Raw genomic sequence first — 15772 nt, 5'->3', positions numbered from 1 at the left:
GCGTACTGCCCACCGGGGCACACGAAGCTGACCCAGCCTGACGGGACGCGGAAGTCCCCCGGGGTGATCCCAGCAGACCCCACCGCACCCGGCATACGGCATCTCGCACACACGCACGATCGCGCGCAGGTTGTTCGAGCCGCGCTCACCGTGCCGGGTGTTCGTGAGACAGCTGGGGTGCGCCCGCTTCGCCTGGCGTGCGCGCAGTTCCTGGGCCCTGTGGCGACTCAGAGTGGGCGACTGTCGCGTGATTCTCGACATCCGCCGCGGAGAACTCGTCATCATCGCCTTCGACGTGGGCAACCGCAGCGGCATCTACGACTGACCCGAGCGATTGTACGCAAGGGGATTGGTCAGTGCTACTGATTGGTCTTCCTCTGGCTGCTGGTCCGACCTACCGAGGTCGATTCCTCCACGCGGACAGGCCTCAGCTGCTTTCGACCAGGTTCACCAGTGCGTTCAACTCGTCCCGCAGTGTCGCGGCGAGGGCAGCCCGCTCTGCGCTCGGCGCGACGGGCAGGGTCATGATGACGACGCTGCCACCGCCAGGTCGCGGTACCACTCGGATGAAGGCTCCACCCTCCCGACCAGGGGAGATCTCGCGTAGGTAGTCGACCGTGCCTGCCTCTCGGTTCACGACGACCCGCACAGAGAAATCCTGACCATCTTTCGTCGCACGCCAACGTGACCCGTCGTCCAGGGTGACCGCGTCCGCGAAGGCGGGTGCCCAGTCTGGGATGCGCGTGGGCTCGGCGAGCAGCGCCACGACGGCCGCGAGCTCGGCGTCGCTTTCGATGCTCTGTGTCTCTGTCCTGCTGTTCACAAGACGATCGTAGGGCTGCGGGACCCGCCGCTCCGAACCACGGTTAACGCCCAAAGCCAGGTAGCCGATCCGCGCGCGGGACGACGCTCAGGTGGGTTGGTGGATCTGCTGCGTCAATGGGTTGGTGTACGCATAAGCGCTGACGGCATTCGGCCAGTGTCAGTCGAGGGATGATCAGCTGGTCGCCGACCCGTGCCGTAGGCGGATCCCGTTGCGGCGATGGTGGGGCATGTCGCGTGCGGAGTGAGTGTCGGTGGTGGTGCCTACGCTTAAGTGAATGGTGATGATCATTGACTACGCGATACCGGGTCCGTTCACAACGCTCAGCCAGTTTCCGGCCACGGTGCTTGAAACCGTGTCCGATGACCCGGTTGGGATCTGTTGGTCGGCGCATGGGCTGGTCATCCAACCGAGTGAAGCCCAGTCACTGAACCTGCCCGAGGAGCGTTTCGCGACCAACCAGCTTCGTTCGGCCACGGACCTCGTGCGGGCTTTGCTGGCACTGGACCCGAAGTCGTTGGCTGTGTCCCGTCCACCCGAAGACCGGGTGATCGGCACCTGCCGACACTTCGCTGTCCTGAGTTGCGCCTTACTGCGTTACCGCGGGATCCGTGCCCGGGTGCGCTGCGGCTTCGCGACCTACTTCCAGCCGGGTCAAGGGGTCGATCACTGGATCACCGAATACTGGGACCAGGACGCCGATCTATGGACACGCATCGACACCGAGATCCTCGGCGGCACGGTCTTGCAGCACCCCGAGCGCTCGACCGCCGATGAGTTCCTCTCCGGTGGTGAAGCATGGCAGGCTTTTCGTCGAGGACAGATCGACGCATCAAAGTTCGGGGTATACGGGACGGAGAACTGGGGGCCTGCGGAGATCCGCGGCAACGCGGTCAAGGACCTCGCTGCGCTCAACAAGGTCGAAATGCTTCCCTGGGACGAATGGGGCCGTATGACCGAGGCCTACGACGGCACGACAGGGCCCGATTACGACGAGCTGCTCGACACTCTGGCCAGCACCTGCTCCTCCGGCGACGTTGCAGCCATTGCCGCCGTCTATTCCCACAAGGACCTACAGGTACCCACCGACATAACCCACTGACGAGCCAAGGCGCGATCGTCGTAACGGGATCCCTTTACGACGGATCTTGACTCGGGGAAAGTCGAGGTCTCTGATGGGATATGTGACTGAATCTTCTGGTGCCGTTGAACATGTCGAACCGCCAGTGGCCTGCACACTCGGGGCGAGCGACGGTCCGTCGCGACTGCGACGGTGGCAGCATCTTCACCAGATCGCAGCTCCCACCGCCCAACTCACCAACGGCGAGCTCAAGGTCCGCTATCGGGCTGGCCCAGAGGTGCTGGCCGAGCTGCAGGAGCTAGTCGCGGAAGAACGCGTGTGCTGCGCGTTCGTCAGCTGGGCCGTTGACGAGGAGAGAGGGCAACCCGTCTTGCGCGTCACTGCCCCAGCGGGTTCACCTCAAGACATCGAGCCCATCGCCGCTATGTTCGCAGCCACCGACTGAAGCTCAGAGGTCGATCGGCATACGGTGGTTCCATGACGCGAGGGGTTGTCGCGGTCGTCAACTTGTACGTGGGCGCGGCCCTGGGAACTCGCGCGGCCGAGGCGGCCGGCGTGCGTCGAAGTGAATGTTCGGCGTCGTGCTGGTGCCGAGGACCATTCCTCAGTGCCTTCCGCTGGGTGATGCCGGTGGGGCACCGATAGCCGATCGTCCACTGCGCCGGTCCGGGTGCTATGGGCGAGCCGGGGTGGCAAGGCTGGCTGCCAGGTCGGTCAGCACGTCGGTGAGCTGGCCCGTAGGGGTTGAGGACATGCCGGCGACGGTCTGGTCGGCCAGTTGTCGCCAAGCGGCTTTGAGATCTGGCAGGAGTGCTTTGCCTTGGTCGCTGAGCTCGACGATGGTGACCCGGCCGTCGGTGGACGATGGTCGGCGCACGACCAGACCTGCTGATTCCAGCTTGCGGACGCTGCCAGTGATGGTCGGCGGCTCGCAGCCGCTGGAGATGGCGAGCTGTCCTTGGCTGCGGGGACCTTTGGCGTCCAGCTCGAGCAGGATGACTTCCTGACCGGTGTGCACACCCAGCGGAGCCAGAAGCGCGTCGGCCAGGGCACGGTGTCGGATCCCGATCGATCGGATCGCAGTGTTCAGTGCGGCCGCCTGTTCGAAGTCCACCACGTGCCTCACTTTTGTGCCGTCCATCTCTTGCCAGAAGATCGCTTATGTGGATAACCTTTAGGCACATAAGCAACTCTACGCAAAGGAGCCGTCCATGTCCACGCTCACCGCCACCACGCCCGCCACAATGCACCGACAGCTGCGCCACCGAGCGGTCGCCGTCACCGCCACGGTTGTCACCACACTGGCCCTCTGGACCCTCGCGGTGCCCCTGCTCGAGGTCAGCCTGACGGTGCGAACCCCAGGGAGCAGCACCGAGCAGAACGTCGGAGCCGCCGCCGTTCTCGCGACCAGCCTGCTGGTGTCCCTGGCCGGCTGGGGGCTGCTCGCGTTGCTCGAGCACCACACCCCTCGAGCCCGGACCGTCTGGACCGGCGCCGCAGCGACAGTGCTCCTGGTGTCGCTGGCCGGCCCCCTGACCGCCGCCGCCACCAGTGCAGCAGCGGCCTGGCTGATGCTGCTGCACCTGTCCGTCGCCGCCGTGCTCATTCCGCTCCTGCGACGCACCACGGTGCCGCGCTGATGCCCAGCCAGCCCGACGCCGACACAGTCACCCACACCACGGCCCGGTTCACCAAAGCCGAACTGGACTACCTCCTCACCGAGCCACGACTCGGGCGCCTGGCTACCGCCGATGCGACCGGAGCTCCGCACGTCGTGCCGGTCGGTTGGTCCTACAACCACGAACTAGGCACCATCGACATCTCCGGCCGTAACTTCGCCGCCACCCGCAAGTACCGCAACGTCCAAGCCAACCCGCGCGCGGCGTTCGTGGTCGACGACGTCCTACCGCCCTTCCACCCCCGCAGCATCACGGTGCAAGGAACCGCCCAAGCCCTCGGAGGCGGTGACCACGGACGCACCGAAGCGATGATCCGCATCGTGCCCGCCACGATCATCTCCTGGGGCCTCGATGACACCGCACCCCCGCCCTGAACCTCGCCCCAAAGGGCCATGGTCAGCTGGGACGGGTCGGTCCTTCTGGGGGTGTGCCGCCGACGGCGCGCCAGACGAGTGCGGCGGCGCGGGTTGGCCAGTTCGGTGGTGGCAACGGCTCGGCGAGGGGCGCGGCCGTACCAGGAGCCGGTGCAGAGCGTGACGGCGAGGTCGAGGTCGGCGGCGGGGTCGATCAGGCCGCGTCGCTGCTCGCGGTCCCCGGCTGTCGGCCCTCGTCGACGACGTCGGTGACGAGCGGCAATCCCGATACTGCGGTCGCAACGTCGTCCAGCGGTACTTCAGCAAACTCAAGCAGTGGCGCCGAAACGAGGTGCGCTCCGGGTCAGCAACTACCCGTCGGGGGCGCGGGGGTAGCCCGCCCCGCAGGAAAAGCTCTGTTGAGGACTTTGGGATCGCCCTGGACGCGCCCTGCGGAGGTCGCCTGGTCGATGGTGAGCCCGCCGGCTGCAAGCCCGACGATGATCTCTGGTGCCGCTTTCAAAATCGTGCCCGGAGCGCGGTCGGGCTGGACGACCACGCGCGGACCGTTTTCGTCGATGTGCAAGACGATGAGGAAGCCTTCGATCTCGAAGCCGAGTTCGAGTGCGGGAGTGGCCCTCACGTCGCGAAGTAGCGCAGGCAGCGCGAGCACTAGCCAGCGCGGCTGGAACGAATCGCCGTCACGTCCTGTCATCATCAGCGGCGCACCCCATCTACCAAGCGCCTCCATCGGCTCGCGGAGTCCCACGCCCCACGGCGTCAGGGCATAAAGGACTCCCACATCCCCAAGCCGCCGTTCGATGATCCCGTCTTCCTCGAGGCTCCGCAGTCGCTGGGCCAGGAGGTTGGTCGCGATCCCTGCGAGGGAGGTCTTCAGTTCGCTGTAGCGCATCGGTCCGGGCAGCAACTCGCGAACGATCAAGAGGTTCCAGCGGTCGCCCACCACGTCTAAGGCGCGGGCGAGTCCACAGAACTGGCCGTAAGAGCGGCCCGAAGAATACTTGACAGTCTCCATTGTAGTTGATTATATCAAGCCTGCGGAGTTCCTGCAGGGTGAGACTCGGATCGCACCCGGCTCGGACAATCAAGGAGTCATGTGATGGAGATCGACTGGCTCGGTGCCGTGCTCGCCGTCGTGGCCGGCATGGTGGTGGCGGGCGTCTGGTACGGCAAGGTCTTCGTGAGCCTGTGGTGGCAGCTGACCGGCATAACTCCGGCGCAGTCCAAGAACGCCAGCAGAAGGAACATGGTCCAACTGCTCATCGCGAACAGCGTGACCGCGGTCGGACTGGCAGTCGGCATCGGGACCGCCTCAGCGGCCACGAAAGACGGGTCGGTGTGGATGGCGCTGCTGGTCGGGCTCGTGGCGTGGTCGACGTTCTCGGCCACACGCTGCTCCAGCACAATGCCTTCGAGCTGAAGCCGCCGAAACTGACCCTGATCAACGGCAGCTATCAACTGGTGCTGTTTCTCGCCATGGCACTGGTGATCGGGCTGCTGTAGCTTTCGCGACGACCTGGAGAGCCGCTCAACGCCACACCTCTCGTGACGCGCCCTCGCTCCTGCTTGAAGGCGCAACAGCGCAACTCGGGGCGTCCCGCGGACGATCGGTCTGCGGGACGGCCGCACCTCGCTCGCGCAGGTCCAGGAGAACCTTGGGCGTATGCCGAGCAGTTGTTCTACTGGCACCGTTCCCAGTGCGAGTAGTAGCGCCTCGCGCAGCCGGCCGTCGTGAGTGGCCATGGACCATGCCGCTCCTGCCCGGGCGAGCTGAAATCCCAGGCGCAGGTATGCCACGTCGGTGGGTTCGCCGTAGGGGTGCGCACCGTTGGTCTCGACGTAGGCGCCCTTGACCAGCCGGACGTGGACGCCCGCCTGGGTCAACGTGTCCACGTCGACGGTTGAGCGCCGCAGGTTCGCCTGCACCGTGGCGCAGACCCGGTCGGCCAAGCCACGGCTGGCCACGTCCAGCACGCAGGTCAGGACCGTGTCCGTCCGGGCGGCGTTCTCGGCGCGCACCTGAACTCGCCGTCCGTCGGCCAGGGCCTCAGCGATGGCAGCGAGCCGGTCTGCGGCACCGGTCGAGTCGGTATCCAGTGCCAGATGGGTCAGGTCCACCGACAGCCAAGCATCCGCCGGCGGCGGGGGCAGCGCGGTCGCCAGCGACTGGTAGTCCTCGACTACCTCCTCGGCAGCAGCAGCGTTCTCGACCAGCTCACCGAACAGGTCGACGCTGACCCCGTGGCCTCCCTGGAGCAGGCCGGCTGAAGCAGTCAGCGCTTCGGCTTGGGAGCGTCCCGCTACCTAGCGAGACGCGGCCCGCCATGCAGCCATCTCACCACCAGGCATGGCCTTGGCGACACGTTCAAACGGCTCGTACGTTGCCAACTGGAACAGCACGGCTCGATCTACACCCACACAAGCAACCCTGCCATCTCCCGCACGGCCCGTTCCGGTAGGGGTTCGGCTTGGCGAGTCACAACTGTTCGATGATGGTCTATTTGCGTTGATGTCCGAGCTGGCATCGGACCCGTACCTAGCCGCTTGGCCCGGCCGCGTGGACCGCGGCAGACGGAGGGGGTCGTAACCCGGTTGCGCTCAGCTGAGCATGTGGGTTGAGTGCTCGACATGGAGTTCCGCACGGCACGGTTGAGCCTGCATCCAGTCGACGAGCAGGAGGCCCGGCGCATCCGCGATCATGCGCCGCAAGCAGGCGACGCTTGGGCAGCCGACTATCCGTTCGAAGGAGACCTGGCTGCCATCGGCGGCATTCTGCGCGCTACCGAGCAGAACGGCGACCAGCGTCCCTTCGGCTACTACCAGATCAGGCTTCGATCCGACGGGCTGGCTGTCGGTGGCGTTGGATTCAAAGGACCCCCCGATGGCGAAGTCGTCGAGATCGGCTACGGACTGGTGCCGTCCGCGCGAGGACACGGCTACGCGGCGGAAGCACTGGGAAGCCTGGTGCAGATTGCCGCCGATCTCGGCGTGACGACGATCCGCGCTGACACAGATCTCGACAACGTTGCATCACAGCGGACCCTCGAACACGCCGGCTTCCTCCAGGTCGAAACTGACTCTCAGCTGCATCACTACGAGACCCGTATCAGCCACATGCGGATATAGCCGCAACGCCCCCCTTCGGCTACGAGCGTGCGGTCCCGCAAGACGATGGCTCTACGGGCTGCAGCGAGTAGTCGATCGACGTTGCGCGGGTTCAGGCCACCAGCGGCGTGTTTGGTAGCCGACGAAGATCCAGTGACCGTCGAGTTTCTGGGCGGTGGCGGTATAGATCGTGCGCTTGCCGGTGTCGGCGCGGTCGGGGAAGACGATGTGACCGCGTGCGCCGCCCGGTACTCCCACCGCGGCGGTGGCAAAGCCAGGTCTCGCCGCGGCACTGTCGATGGAGTAGTGCTGTCGGCGCTCGTCCTGCCTCTGCTTTCCGCTCGCCTGGGTTAGGTCGGCTCCGGCAACTTATGCGCCGCCGGAGGTAGGCGAAGGTGACTGCCAGCAGCAGCGAAGGCCATAACAGGGCCGGGGCGTAATAGGGCAGCCATGAACAGGGCCCATCCGGATGCAACCCGCGGCCGCTGGTGACCGGCGCGGGCATGCCCCTGTCCCCTCTGGCCGGTTTCGTCAGGAGTTGCCACAACTGGGGACCACGAGCACGCTGGATGCCATGACCTTTCACCTCCGGGTCGCTAGTGTCCCCCGCCAATTCGTTTAAGAAGTCGTCAGAGTGAGGCGAGGATCTGCTCGGCGGACTTGGTCCAGATGAACGGTCTGGGGTTCTGGTTCCGGGCCTTGACCCAGGCGCGGATGTGTCTCTCTCCAACGCTTGGACGCTGCGGTGGTCGCTGCGCTGGAGGAGCTGTTCGGTCAGGAACCCGAAGCACCGCTCGACCTGGTTAATCCAACTGGAGTAGGTCGGGGTGTAGTGGACGGTGAATCGTGGGTGTGCGGCTAGCCAGGTGATGATCGCTGGGCTCTTGTGGGTGCCGTAAATGTCGCAGATCAGGTGCACGTCCAGGTCCTGTGGGACCCGCGCGTCGATCGTGGTCAGGAACTTCTTGAACTCCACCGTGCAATGACGACGGTGCAGCGAGCTGATGACGGTGCCGTCGGCGGTGTTGAATGCCGCGAACAGGCTGGTGGTGCCGTGCCGTGCCGGACGTAGTCGTGGGTGCGTTTCTCCGGCATGCCGGGCATCATCGGGAACGCCGGCTGTGAGCGGGCCAGGGCCTGGACCTGGCTCTTCTCATCCACACACAGCATCACGGCCGCCTCGGGAAGGTTCAGGTACAGCCCGACAACATCGAAGACCTTGTCCACGAACAGTGGATCTGTGGAAACCTTGAACCCATCGGTGTGGTGCGGCTTGAGCCCGAACGCGCGCTAGATCCGCCCAATGGAGGACTTGGACAACCCGCTGCGTGCCGCCATCGAGGACCGCGACCAGTGCGTCGTGTTAGCCGGGGTCGACTCCAACATGGCCACCACGACAGGGCCACAGGCTCTCGCCAGTGGGTTAGCCCGCCGCCAACCCAGACCTGGTGCTCATACGCGGACGGGTGGCCGGGGCTCGGTCCGGCACCCGGCGCCGGCGGGTTTTTTCCTCCGTGCAACGTCCGCTATCCGGCAGGTGAGGACTCAGGAAACCTGAACCTATGTCGCCCGGGGGGCTGAGGAGGCTTCGAACGACCGGCCGCCCGACTCGCTCGGTTACGCCCGTCAGGCCGTCAGCCGCTCCCCCGTGTCGGCGGCGAAAAGGTGCACCTCGTCGGGGTCGCAGGCAATGCGGACGACGTCGCCGACCCCGGGACGCACCTTCTTCCCGGCGTGGACCGTGATCCGCTGGCCCCGGCTTCCGCCGCCGAGACCGATGACGTCAGCGTCGTCGGCGGGCCTGCCCGCACCCGCCGCCGAATGGTCCACCGGTACGCCGTAGATGAACGACTCCGACCCGAGCGACTCCACCAGGTCGACGCGCAGGTCCACGGCGTTCTGGGTGCCGGCGTCGACCAACCGCCACGCTTCGGGACGCAGGCCGACCACGACAGAGTCCGTGGCGCCCGCGAGTAGCGCCCGGTTCAGCGGGACGCTCGCCCCGTGCACCGAGGCGACGCCGTCGTGCACCGGCGACTCGATGAGCGTAATCGACGGCGAGCCGATGAACGCGGCGACGAACGTGTTGACCGGGTTGTCATAGAGGTCCTGCGGGGTGCCGACCTGCTGCAGCCGGCCGTCCCTGAGGACCGCGACCCGATGGCCCATGGTCATCGCTTCGACCTGGTCGTGAGTGACATACACCGTCGTGATCCCGAGGCGCCGCTGCAGCGCCGCGATCTCCGACCGGGTGCTGACCCGCAGCTTGGCGTCCAGGTTGGACAGTGGCTCGTCCATGCAGAACACCTTGGGGTTGCGTACGATCGCTCGGCCCATCGCCACCCGTTGACGCTGGCCACCCGACAGCTGGCCCGGCTTGCGGTCGATCAGGGGCTCGAGCTCGAGGATGCGCGCTGCCTCGGCGACCCTTTTCTGGATCTCGTCCTTGGCGACCTTGGCGTTCGTCAAGGCAAACGCCATGTTCTCCCCCGCCGTCATGTTGGGGTAGAGCGCATAGCTCTGGAAGACCATCGCGACGTCCCGGTCCCGACCACGTACACCTTTCTGGTCGTGACCGTCGATGAGGATCCGTCCTCCGTTGACCGCCTCGAGGCCGGCGAGCATACGAAGCGTCGTCGACTTCCCACACCCCGACGGGCCGACCAGTACGAGGAACTCACCCTCGGGGATGTCGAGCGTCAGGTGGTCGACGGCAGGGGCCTGACCGGACGCGAAGATCCGGGTTGCCTCGTCGAAGTACACCGTGGCCATGTCAGAGCTTCGACTTGATCTGGCTGTCGTAGGCCTGCTGCGTCTCGTCGTTGAGGCCCTGGAAGATCGACGACACGTCGCCACCCTGGGCAACCTGGTCCAGCGCTTTGCCGATCCGGGCGCCGCCGCCGGGCACGAACACGCGCGCGTAGTCCTGCGAGCGCGTATGGGGCAGTTGCTCGACGGCGGTCCTGGAGTTCGGGTACTTGTCGAGGAAAGCCTTCTCGCTTGCGTTGTCCAGCGCGGACTTGCGCACCGGCATATACCCCGTCGCCTGGGTGAAGGTCACGGTGTTGTCGGCGTTCGTCAGGAACTCGATGAACTTCAGGGCGTTGGCCTTGCGCTCGTCCGAGATCTTGGCCGGGATCGCGACCCCCGCGCCGCCGGTCGGGCAGTTGTCGGTGCCCGGCAGGAACGCCGTTCCCACGCCGAACTTGGCCGCGGCGGCGATTCCCTTGAGGGAACCGGTCGACTGCAGGATGCAGGCGACGATGCCAGCTCCGAAGTCGGCCTCCGGCGTCTTGCCGAACTTGACCCACTTGTTGCTGACCAGCGACTGGAGGTACTTCCCGGCCTCGACCGTCTTCGGGTCGTTGAAGGTCGGGGTCCATTCTTTGGAGTACTGCCCGCCGAACGACCACACCATGTTCTGGAAGTACCAGTCGAGGTAGTTCGACCCGTCCGGGATCTCGAACACCGACTTGTCCGAACCGGTGACGGCGGCGATCTTGGGCGCCCACTCCTTGAACTCGTCCCACGTCTTCGGGCCGCGGTCCTCCAGGCCGGCAGCCTTCCAGAGGTCCTTGTTGTAGTAGAACAGCGGCGTCGATCGGGCGTACGGCAGGGCGAAGTGCTGGTCGTTGAACTTGTAGTCGTTGAACAGCGAGTCGACGTAGTCGTCGGTCTTGATCCCCGCCGACGAGAGCAGCGGGTCGAGCGGCGTGAACTGCTTGTTCAGCGCGAAGTTGAACCACGTGACGTCGGAGGCCACGACGACGTCGGGCACCGACCCGCCGGCCAGCGCGGCGTTGAACTTCTGCCCGACCTCCTCGTAGTTCTTGCCCCCGTCCACCAGCTTCACGGTCAGTCCGGGGTTGGCCTTCTGGAAGGCCGCGATGATGGTCTGTTCCACGGGTTTCGAGGTCCCGGGGTGGTTGCTCCAGAACTCGATGGTCCCGGTGCCGCTGCCGGTGCCGGCACCACCACCGCCGCCACCGGTGGCCGGGCTGCCGGTGCCGGCGCACGCTGCGAGGCTTGCCGCCGCGGCCGTGCCGCCGGCAAGTCCGAGGAAACCTCGACGAGTCAGATCCTGCATGGGAGTGCCTTCCGTTTGGGTATGCGTCTCAGTGCACGTGGGTCGGCTGGGTCAGCTCTTCACAGCCCCCGCCGTCAGGCCCTTGATCATCTGGCGCTGAAGGAAGAGGAACAGCACGAGGATGGGGAGCATCGCGAGGATCGTCCCGGCCATCACCGGGCCCCAGTTGGTCAGGCCGTCGTTGTTCTGCAGCAAGGTCAGCCCGACCGGCAGCGGCGCCACCCGTTCGTCGTCGGACATGAGGAACGGCCAGAGATACTCGTTCCACTCGTTGACGACCGTGATGAGCGAGAACGCGACCAGCGTCGGCCACGACAGCGGCATCACGATCCGCCAGAGCAGCTTCATCGGGCCGGTGCCATCGAGGCGGGCCGCCTCGATGATCTCGCCGGGCAGCGAGAGGAACTGGTTGCGCATGAGGAACGTCCCGAACGCCACGCCGGCGAGCGGGATGATGATGCCCTGGTAGGTGTTGCGCCAGCCGAGCTGGGCGACCAGCGCGTAGTTGGAGATGACAGTGATCTGGTTGGGCACCATCAGCGCAGCGATGACGACGAGAAACACGATGCTGCGACCGGGAAAACGCAACAGCGACAACGCATAAGCGCTGAGCACGCCGAGGACGATCTTGGCGGCCGCGGTGGCGCTCGTGAGGATCACCGAGTTGCGCAGGTAGTTCCAGAACGGAATCCGCGTCGTGACGTCGCCGTAGTTTTCCTTGGTGGCCGGGTTCGGCCACCACTGCGCCGGACGGGTGTAGATGTCCGGCCGTTCCTTGAGCGACGTGATGAGGATCCAGAACAACGGCACGGCGACGACGAGAACGACCGCGACCATCGCGACGTAGCCGACGGCCGTCCAGCCGAGCCCGCGCTTCATACCTTGTTCCTGTCCATGATCCGCACCTGGAACACCGTGACGGCGAGCAGCACGAGGAACATCACCGTGGCCACGGTCGCGCCATATCCGGCCCTCAAGTTGACGAAGGTCTCCTGGTAGACCTGGTAGACCAGCGTGGTGGTGCCGATGCCGACCGGTCCCCCGCGCGTCATCACGTTGATGATGTCGAAGACCTGCACCGAGCTGAGCAGCACGGTGATAGACAGGAAGAAGGTCGTCGGCCGCAGCTGCGGCATCAGCACTCGCCGGAACCGGGTCCACGACGAGGCGCCGTCGATCTCGGCCGCCTCGTCGAGGTCCTCGCGGCGTCCCTGCAAAGCCGCGAGGTAGATGACGAAGGCATAGCCGAGGTTCTTCCAGATGTAGGTCACCGTCACCATGAACAACGCCCAGTGCTGCTGCTGGTAGAAGTCGGGCGTGCTCACCCCGATCCGGGTCAGCAGGTCGCGGACGAGCCCGAAGTTGGGGTCGAACACGAACTGGAACGCCACCCCGATTGCCGCGCCGGAGATCACGAACGGGGCGAACACGACCGAACGGACCAGGTTGCGTCCCCGCAGCCGCTGGTCCAGGAGCAACGCCAGCGCCAGACCGATGCCCATCGAGAGCACGACGGTCGCGATGGTGAAGATCAGCGTGTTCGCGACGATGGTCCGGGTGTCGGCCCGGGTGAACCACTCGGTGTAGTTGGACAGGCCGATGAAGCTCGACGTCGGCGACGAGATGTTCCAGTCGGTGAAGGACAGCCGGATGTTGTCGAGCAGCGGGCGGTAGGTGAAGACGATGAGCAGCGCCAGGTTGGGCAGCAGCAGACCTCCGGCGAGCAGCCACTCGCGCCAGTCCCGGCCGGACTGCTTCGGGGGTGCACCGACGGCCGGTGGCGGCCCCCCGCTCGCCTGTGGCGGGGCGGGCCGATCGCTCGTCGCGATGACGATCTCCTGGGAGGTCACCGGCAACCGTCCGTATGCCTCGAGCGCCTCGTGCGCCTGGTAGTCCGCTCGCCGTCCATCGAGGCCGAGCGTGTCGGGGCCCGGTGACGGGCGGGGGTGAACCGCATGAACCCTCCGTGTGACGTCGGTGTCGTGGAGCCAAACGTCAACGAGACTACGCCTGAGGGCGGTCGCTGACGTGAGTCATTCTCGCCACGGATCGCCGCGTGGTTGGCACAACACGCCACCCGGCAGGACACGAGTCGATCTCGACGGACGAAGCCGGCTCATGGTCCTGTGGTGCGCCACGTCCGGTGTCAGGCGGTGCAGTCCACCGCGATCGCCAGTGCTGCACAGACCTCTCGCATCCGAGCATCGGCCAGCCGGCAGCCGACAACCAGCCCGTCGACGAGCACGCCGAGGGACGCGCTCTCGATCGAGTCGAGGTTGACCAACGACCGCCGGGTTACCGGATCGCCACCAGGCCGGGTCACCCCACTCGTGCGGCTCGTCGGCCGGGTGCTCGTCGTAGGCGGCGTCGCCGGCGTCCACCTCGGTGGATCGGTGGACATCCACCGTGGTGCTCGACCGTGTGCGAGTCATGCATCAGGATGCCACTCCCAGGGAGGCACCGTGGGCGTCCTGGTCGGTCCGAGCTCGTCCTCGTCCTCAGACCAAGAGGCCCGCCACCCCGAGGGGGTGACGGGCCGTTCTCAGCAGTCGACCGGCATACCGGTCAGTTCCCGGTGAGCTTCTCCCGTAGGGCGGCGAGCGCCTCGTCGGAGGCCAAGGTGCCCTCGGCGACCGGCTGGGGCGGACTCACCGGAGCCGCACTCTCGGACTCCTCGGCCGGGCCGCTGCCCGTGCTGGAGGAGTAGGACGTCGGGTTGTCGGTTCCGCCCGCAGCAGCCTCAGCGTCGGCCTTGGCGGCAGCATCGACCTGCGTCTTGTGGGCCTCCCACCGCTCGTGGGCCTGGGCGTACTGCTTCTCCCACTTCTCACGCTGGGTGTCGAAGCCCGGCAGCCACTCGTTGGTCTCCGGGTCGAAGCCCTCGGGGTACTTGTAGTTGCCCTGCTCGTCGTACTCCGCGGCCATGCCGTAGAGCGTCGGGTCGAACTCGGCCACAGGGCCGTTCTCGTCGTTGGCCTGCTTCAGGGACAACGAGATCCGACGACGCTCGAGGTCGATGTCGATGACCTTGACGAAGATGTCGTCGTTGACCGTGACGACCTGCTCGGGCAGCTCCACATGCCGCTCGGCCAGCTCGGAGATGTGGACCAGGCCCTCGATGCCGTCGTCGACGCGCACGAACGCACCGAACGGGACGAGCTTGGTGACCTTGCCCGGCACGACCTGACCGATCGCGTGGGTCCGGGCGAAGTGCTGCCACGGGTCCTCCTGCGTCGCCTTGAGAGACAGGGAGACACGCTCGCGATCCATGTCCACGTCGAGGACCTCGACGGTGACCTCCTGGCCCACCTCGACGACCTCGGACGGGTGGTCGATGTGCTTCCAGGACAGCTCGGACACGTGCACCAGGCCGTCGACCCCACCGAGGTCGACGAACGCACCGAAGTTGACGATCGAGCTCACGACCCCAGTCCGCACCTGGCCCTTCTGGAGCTCCTTGAGGAACGTCGTGCGCACCTCGGACTGCGTCTGCTCGAGCCAGGCGCGGCGCGACAGGACAACGTTGTTGCGGTTCTTGTCGAGCTCGATGATCTTGGCCTCGATCTCCTTGCCCACGTAGGGCTGCAGGTCACGGACGCGACGCATCTCGACGAGAGAGGCCGGCAGGAAGCCGCGCAGGCCGATGTCGAGGATGAGACCACCCTTGACGACCTCGATGACGGTGCCGGTGACGACGCCGTCCTCCTCCTTGATCTTCTCGATCGTGCCCCAGGCGCGCTCATACTGGGCGCGCTTCTTGGACAGGATCAGCCGACCCTCCTTGTCCTCCTTCTGGAGAACCAAGGCCTCGACCTCGTCGCCGACCTTGACCACGTCGGCAGGATCGACGTCGTGCTTGATGGACAGCTCGCGCGAGGGGATGACGCCCTCGGTCTTGTAGCCGATGTCGAGCAGGACCTCGTCCCGGTCGACCTTGACGATGACACCCTCGACGATGTCTCCGTCGTTGAAATCCTTGATCGTCGCGTCGATCGCGGCGAGCAGGTCTTCCTCGGATCCGATGTCGTTGATCGCGACCTGAGGGGCGGCCTTGATGGCCGTGCTGGCAGTCATGTAGGAGGGACTCCGTTGGTGGACATAGAGAGAATGGACAGGAAGGGTGCTGGAATGAAGAGATCGGTTCGCGCCACCGTGGGATGGGCATGACCGTAGGACGCACACGCGTGTGCGTGGTCATCGTACCGGCGGACTTGCGCCACGGTCAAAGCGCCGGTACGCCGTGACGTCGCCACCGGCCGAACGCCGCCTGGCGGCCCAGCCCGAGACCGTGCGAGCGAACCGGACCTGGTGGGACACCGAGGCGGTGGACTACTACGCCGAGCACGGCGCCTTCCTCGGCGACGCCGACTTCGTCTGGGGTCCAGAAGGGTTGCGCGAGGCCGAGGTCCACCTGTTGGGCGACCTGGCCGGTATGCGGGTGCTCGAGATCGGCGCGGGGGCCGGCCAGTGCGGGCGCTGGGTAGCGACTCACGGTGCGGCCGTCGTCGCGTCCGACCTGTCGGCCGGGATGCTGCGACGAGGTCGTCAGATCGACCGAGGCGACGGGCGGTCCGACCCCGAGGTGTGGCTGCCGCTGCTGCAGTGCGACGCGGCGGCCCTTCC

General features: G+C 66.1%; 18 protein-coding genes and 1 pseudogene. 7 read left to right on the top strand and 12 right to left on the bottom strand.

Translation table 11 applies throughout. From position 1 onward, the window contains the following. The first annotated feature begins 232 nt into the window (after window positions 1-232). Entirely contained in the window at window positions 233-325 is a 93-nt protein-coding gene (locus ABI385_RS18500) for a type II toxin-antitoxin system RelE family toxin (protein WP_407068245.1), read from the top strand. 102 nt (window positions 326-427) lie between these two features. Here ABI385_RS18500 and ABI385_RS08915 read toward each other — a convergent pair whose 3' ends face one another. Then, complete coding sequence (locus tag ABI385_RS08915; protein ID WP_348103395.1) at window positions 428-823, bottom strand: SRPBCC family protein; 396 nt, start codon at window positions 821-823, stop codon at window positions 428-430. 277 nt (window positions 824-1100) lie between these two features. On the opposite strand from ABI385_RS08915, the gene ABI385_RS08910 reads away from it, so the two are divergent. Continuing rightward, complete coding sequence (locus tag ABI385_RS08910) at window positions 1101-1925, top strand: transglutaminase domain-containing protein (protein ID WP_348103394.1); 825 nt, start codon at window positions 1101-1103, stop codon at window positions 1923-1925. Window positions 1926-2577: 652 nt separating this feature from the next. Here the strand turns inward: ABI385_RS08910 and ABI385_RS08905 are convergent. Then, window positions 2578-3021 carry a MarR family transcriptional regulator gene (locus ABI385_RS08905; RefSeq protein ID WP_348103393.1) on the bottom strand — a complete coding sequence of 148 codons (444 nt, stop codon included), beginning with the start codon at window positions 3019-3021 and terminating at the stop codon, window positions 2578-2580. Window positions 3022-3115: 94 nt separating this feature from the next. Here ABI385_RS08905 and ABI385_RS08900 point away from each other — a divergent pair, with 94 nt between their 5' ends. Then, window positions 3116-3544 carry a DUF6069 family protein gene (locus tag ABI385_RS08900; protein WP_348103392.1) on the top strand — a complete coding sequence of 143 codons (429 nt, stop codon included), beginning with the start codon at window positions 3116-3118 and terminating at the stop codon, window positions 3542-3544. Next, entirely contained in the window at window positions 3544-3957 is a 414-nt protein-coding gene (locus ABI385_RS08895) for a PPOX class F420-dependent oxidoreductase (protein WP_348103391.1), read from the top strand. The genes ABI385_RS08900 and ABI385_RS08895 overlap by 1 nt, the downstream gene beginning before the upstream one ends. Before the next feature lie 343 nt (window positions 3958-4300). On the opposite strand, the gene ABI385_RS08890 is transcribed toward ABI385_RS08895, so the two are convergent. Then, on the bottom strand, window positions 4301-4972 hold the full coding sequence (locus ABI385_RS08890) for a helix-turn-helix domain-containing protein (RefSeq protein ID WP_348103390.1): 672 nt from the start codon (window positions 4970-4972) through the stop codon (window positions 4301-4303). Window positions 4973-5056: 84 nt separating this feature from the next. On the opposite strand from ABI385_RS08890, the gene ABI385_RS08885 reads away from it, so the two are divergent. Continuing rightward, complete coding sequence (locus tag ABI385_RS08885) at window positions 5057-5377, top strand: DUF1761 family protein (RefSeq protein ID WP_348103389.1); 321 nt, start codon at window positions 5057-5059, stop codon at window positions 5375-5377. 467 nt (window positions 5378-5844) lie between these two features. On the opposite strand, the pseudogene ABI385_RS18495 reads toward ABI385_RS08885, so the two are convergent. Continuing rightward, window positions 5845-6171, bottom strand: a pseudogene (locus ABI385_RS18495) (hypothetical protein); the annotation flags it as partial. 414 nt (window positions 6172-6585) lie between these two features. Between ABI385_RS18495 and ABI385_RS08870 the strand changes: the two are divergent. Then, window positions 6586-7083, top strand: coding sequence for a GNAT family N-acetyltransferase (locus ABI385_RS08870; protein WP_348103449.1), 498 nt, complete (start codon window positions 6586-6588; stop codon window positions 7081-7083). Between the two features lie 91 nt (window positions 7084-7174). On the opposite strand, the gene ABI385_RS08865 is transcribed toward ABI385_RS08870, so the two are convergent. The 8 genes from ABI385_RS08865 to rpsA form a co-directional block, all read right to left on the bottom strand. Continuing rightward, window positions 7175-8104, bottom strand: a complete 930-nt coding sequence (locus tag ABI385_RS08865; RefSeq protein WP_348103448.1) for a transposase — start codon at window positions 8102-8104, stop codon at window positions 7175-7177. Further along, a complete protein-coding gene (locus ABI385_RS08860; RefSeq protein WP_348103386.1) occupies window positions 8017-8289 on the bottom strand; it encodes a hypothetical protein in 273 nt (90 codons plus the stop codon). The genes ABI385_RS08865 and ABI385_RS08860 overlap by 88 nt, the downstream gene beginning before the upstream one ends. Before the next feature lie 399 nt (window positions 8290-8688). Next, entirely contained in the window at window positions 8689-9834 is a 1146-nt protein-coding gene (locus ABI385_RS08855; protein WP_348103385.1) for an ATP-binding cassette domain-containing protein, read from the bottom strand. Window position 9835: 1 nt separating this feature from the next. Beyond that, entirely contained in the window at window positions 9836-11149 is a 1314-nt protein-coding gene (locus ABI385_RS08850) for an ABC transporter substrate-binding protein (RefSeq protein WP_348103384.1), read from the bottom strand. Between the two features lie 51 nt (window positions 11150-11200). Continuing rightward, entirely contained in the window at window positions 11201-12028 is an 828-nt protein-coding gene (locus ABI385_RS08845) for a carbohydrate ABC transporter permease (protein WP_348103383.1), read from the bottom strand. Next, complete coding sequence (locus ABI385_RS08840) at window positions 12025-12999, bottom strand: sugar ABC transporter permease (RefSeq protein ID WP_348103382.1); 975 nt, start codon at window positions 12997-12999, stop codon at window positions 12025-12027. Before ABI385_RS08840 ends, ABI385_RS08845 begins: the two co-directional genes overlap by 4 nt. Before the next feature lie 296 nt (window positions 13000-13295). After that, on the bottom strand, window positions 13296-13550 hold the full coding sequence (locus ABI385_RS08835; protein ID WP_348103381.1) for a hypothetical protein: 255 nt from the start codon (window positions 13548-13550) through the stop codon (window positions 13296-13298). A 164-nt stretch (window positions 13551-13714) separates the two neighbouring features. Further along, window positions 13715-15223 carry a 30S ribosomal protein S1 gene (gene rpsA / locus ABI385_RS08830; protein ID WP_348103380.1) on the bottom strand — a complete coding sequence of 503 codons (1509 nt, stop codon included), beginning with the start codon at window positions 15221-15223 and terminating at the stop codon, window positions 13715-13717. A 166-nt stretch (window positions 15224-15389) separates the two neighbouring features. On the opposite strand from rpsA, the gene ABI385_RS08825 reads away from it, so the two are divergent. Then, window positions 15390-15772 (top strand): methyltransferase domain-containing protein (locus ABI385_RS08825; RefSeq protein ID WP_348103379.1); only part of this gene is annotated, 383 nt, incomplete at its 3' end.

Origin of the sequence: Lapillicoccus sp. (assembly GCF_039935575.1) — a bacterium.
Classification (GTDB): Bacteria; Actinomycetota; Actinomycetes; order Actinomycetales; family Dermatophilaceae; genus Lapillicoccus.
Note: the sequence above shows the minus strand (reverse complement) of the source record. Positions and strands in the feature narration are given on the sequence as shown.

What these genes read in the sequence shown, in the direction of transcription:
- ABI385_RS08910 (WP_348103394.1), top strand. Translation starts at nt 1,101, where the DNA reads ATGGTGATGATCATTGACTACGCGATACCGGGTCCGTTCACAACGCTC.
- ABI385_RS08900 (WP_348103392.1), top strand. Translation starts at nt 3,116, where the DNA reads ATGTCCACGCTCACCGCCACCACGCCCGCCACAATGCACCGACAGCTG.
- ABI385_RS08895 (WP_348103391.1), top strand. Translation starts at nt 3,544, where the DNA reads ATGCCCAGCCAGCCCGACGCCGACACAGTCACCCACACCACGGCCCGG.
- ABI385_RS08890 (WP_348103390.1), bottom strand. Translation starts at nt 4,972, where the DNA reads ATGGAGACTGTCAAGTATTCTTCGGGCCGCTCTTACGGCCAGTTCTGT.
- ABI385_RS08885 (WP_348103389.1), top strand. Translation starts at nt 5,057, where the DNA reads ATGGAGATCGACTGGCTCGGTGCCGTGCTCGCCGTCGTGGCCGGCATG.
- ABI385_RS08870 (WP_348103449.1), top strand. Translation starts at nt 6,586, where the DNA reads ATGGAGTTCCGCACGGCACGGTTGAGCCTGCATCCAGTCGACGAGCAG.
- ABI385_RS08855 (WP_348103385.1), bottom strand. Translation starts at nt 9,834, where the DNA reads ATGGCCACGGTGTACTTCGACGAGGCAACCCGGATCTTCGCGTCCGGT.
- ABI385_RS08850 (WP_348103384.1), bottom strand. Translation starts at nt 11,149, where the DNA reads ATGCAGGATCTGACTCGTCGAGGTTTCCTCGGACTTGCCGGCGGCACG.
- ABI385_RS08845 (WP_348103383.1), bottom strand. Translation starts at nt 12,028, where the DNA reads ATGAAGCGCGGGCTCGGCTGGACGGCCGTCGGCTACGTCGCGATGGTC.
- ABI385_RS08835 (WP_348103381.1), bottom strand. Translation starts at nt 13,550, where the DNA reads ATGTCCACCGATCCACCGAGGTGGACGCCGGCGACGCCGCCTACGACG.
- rpsA (WP_348103380.1), bottom strand. Translation starts at nt 15,223, where the DNA reads ATGACTGCCAGCACGGCCATCAAGGCCGCCCCTCAGGTCGCGATCAAC.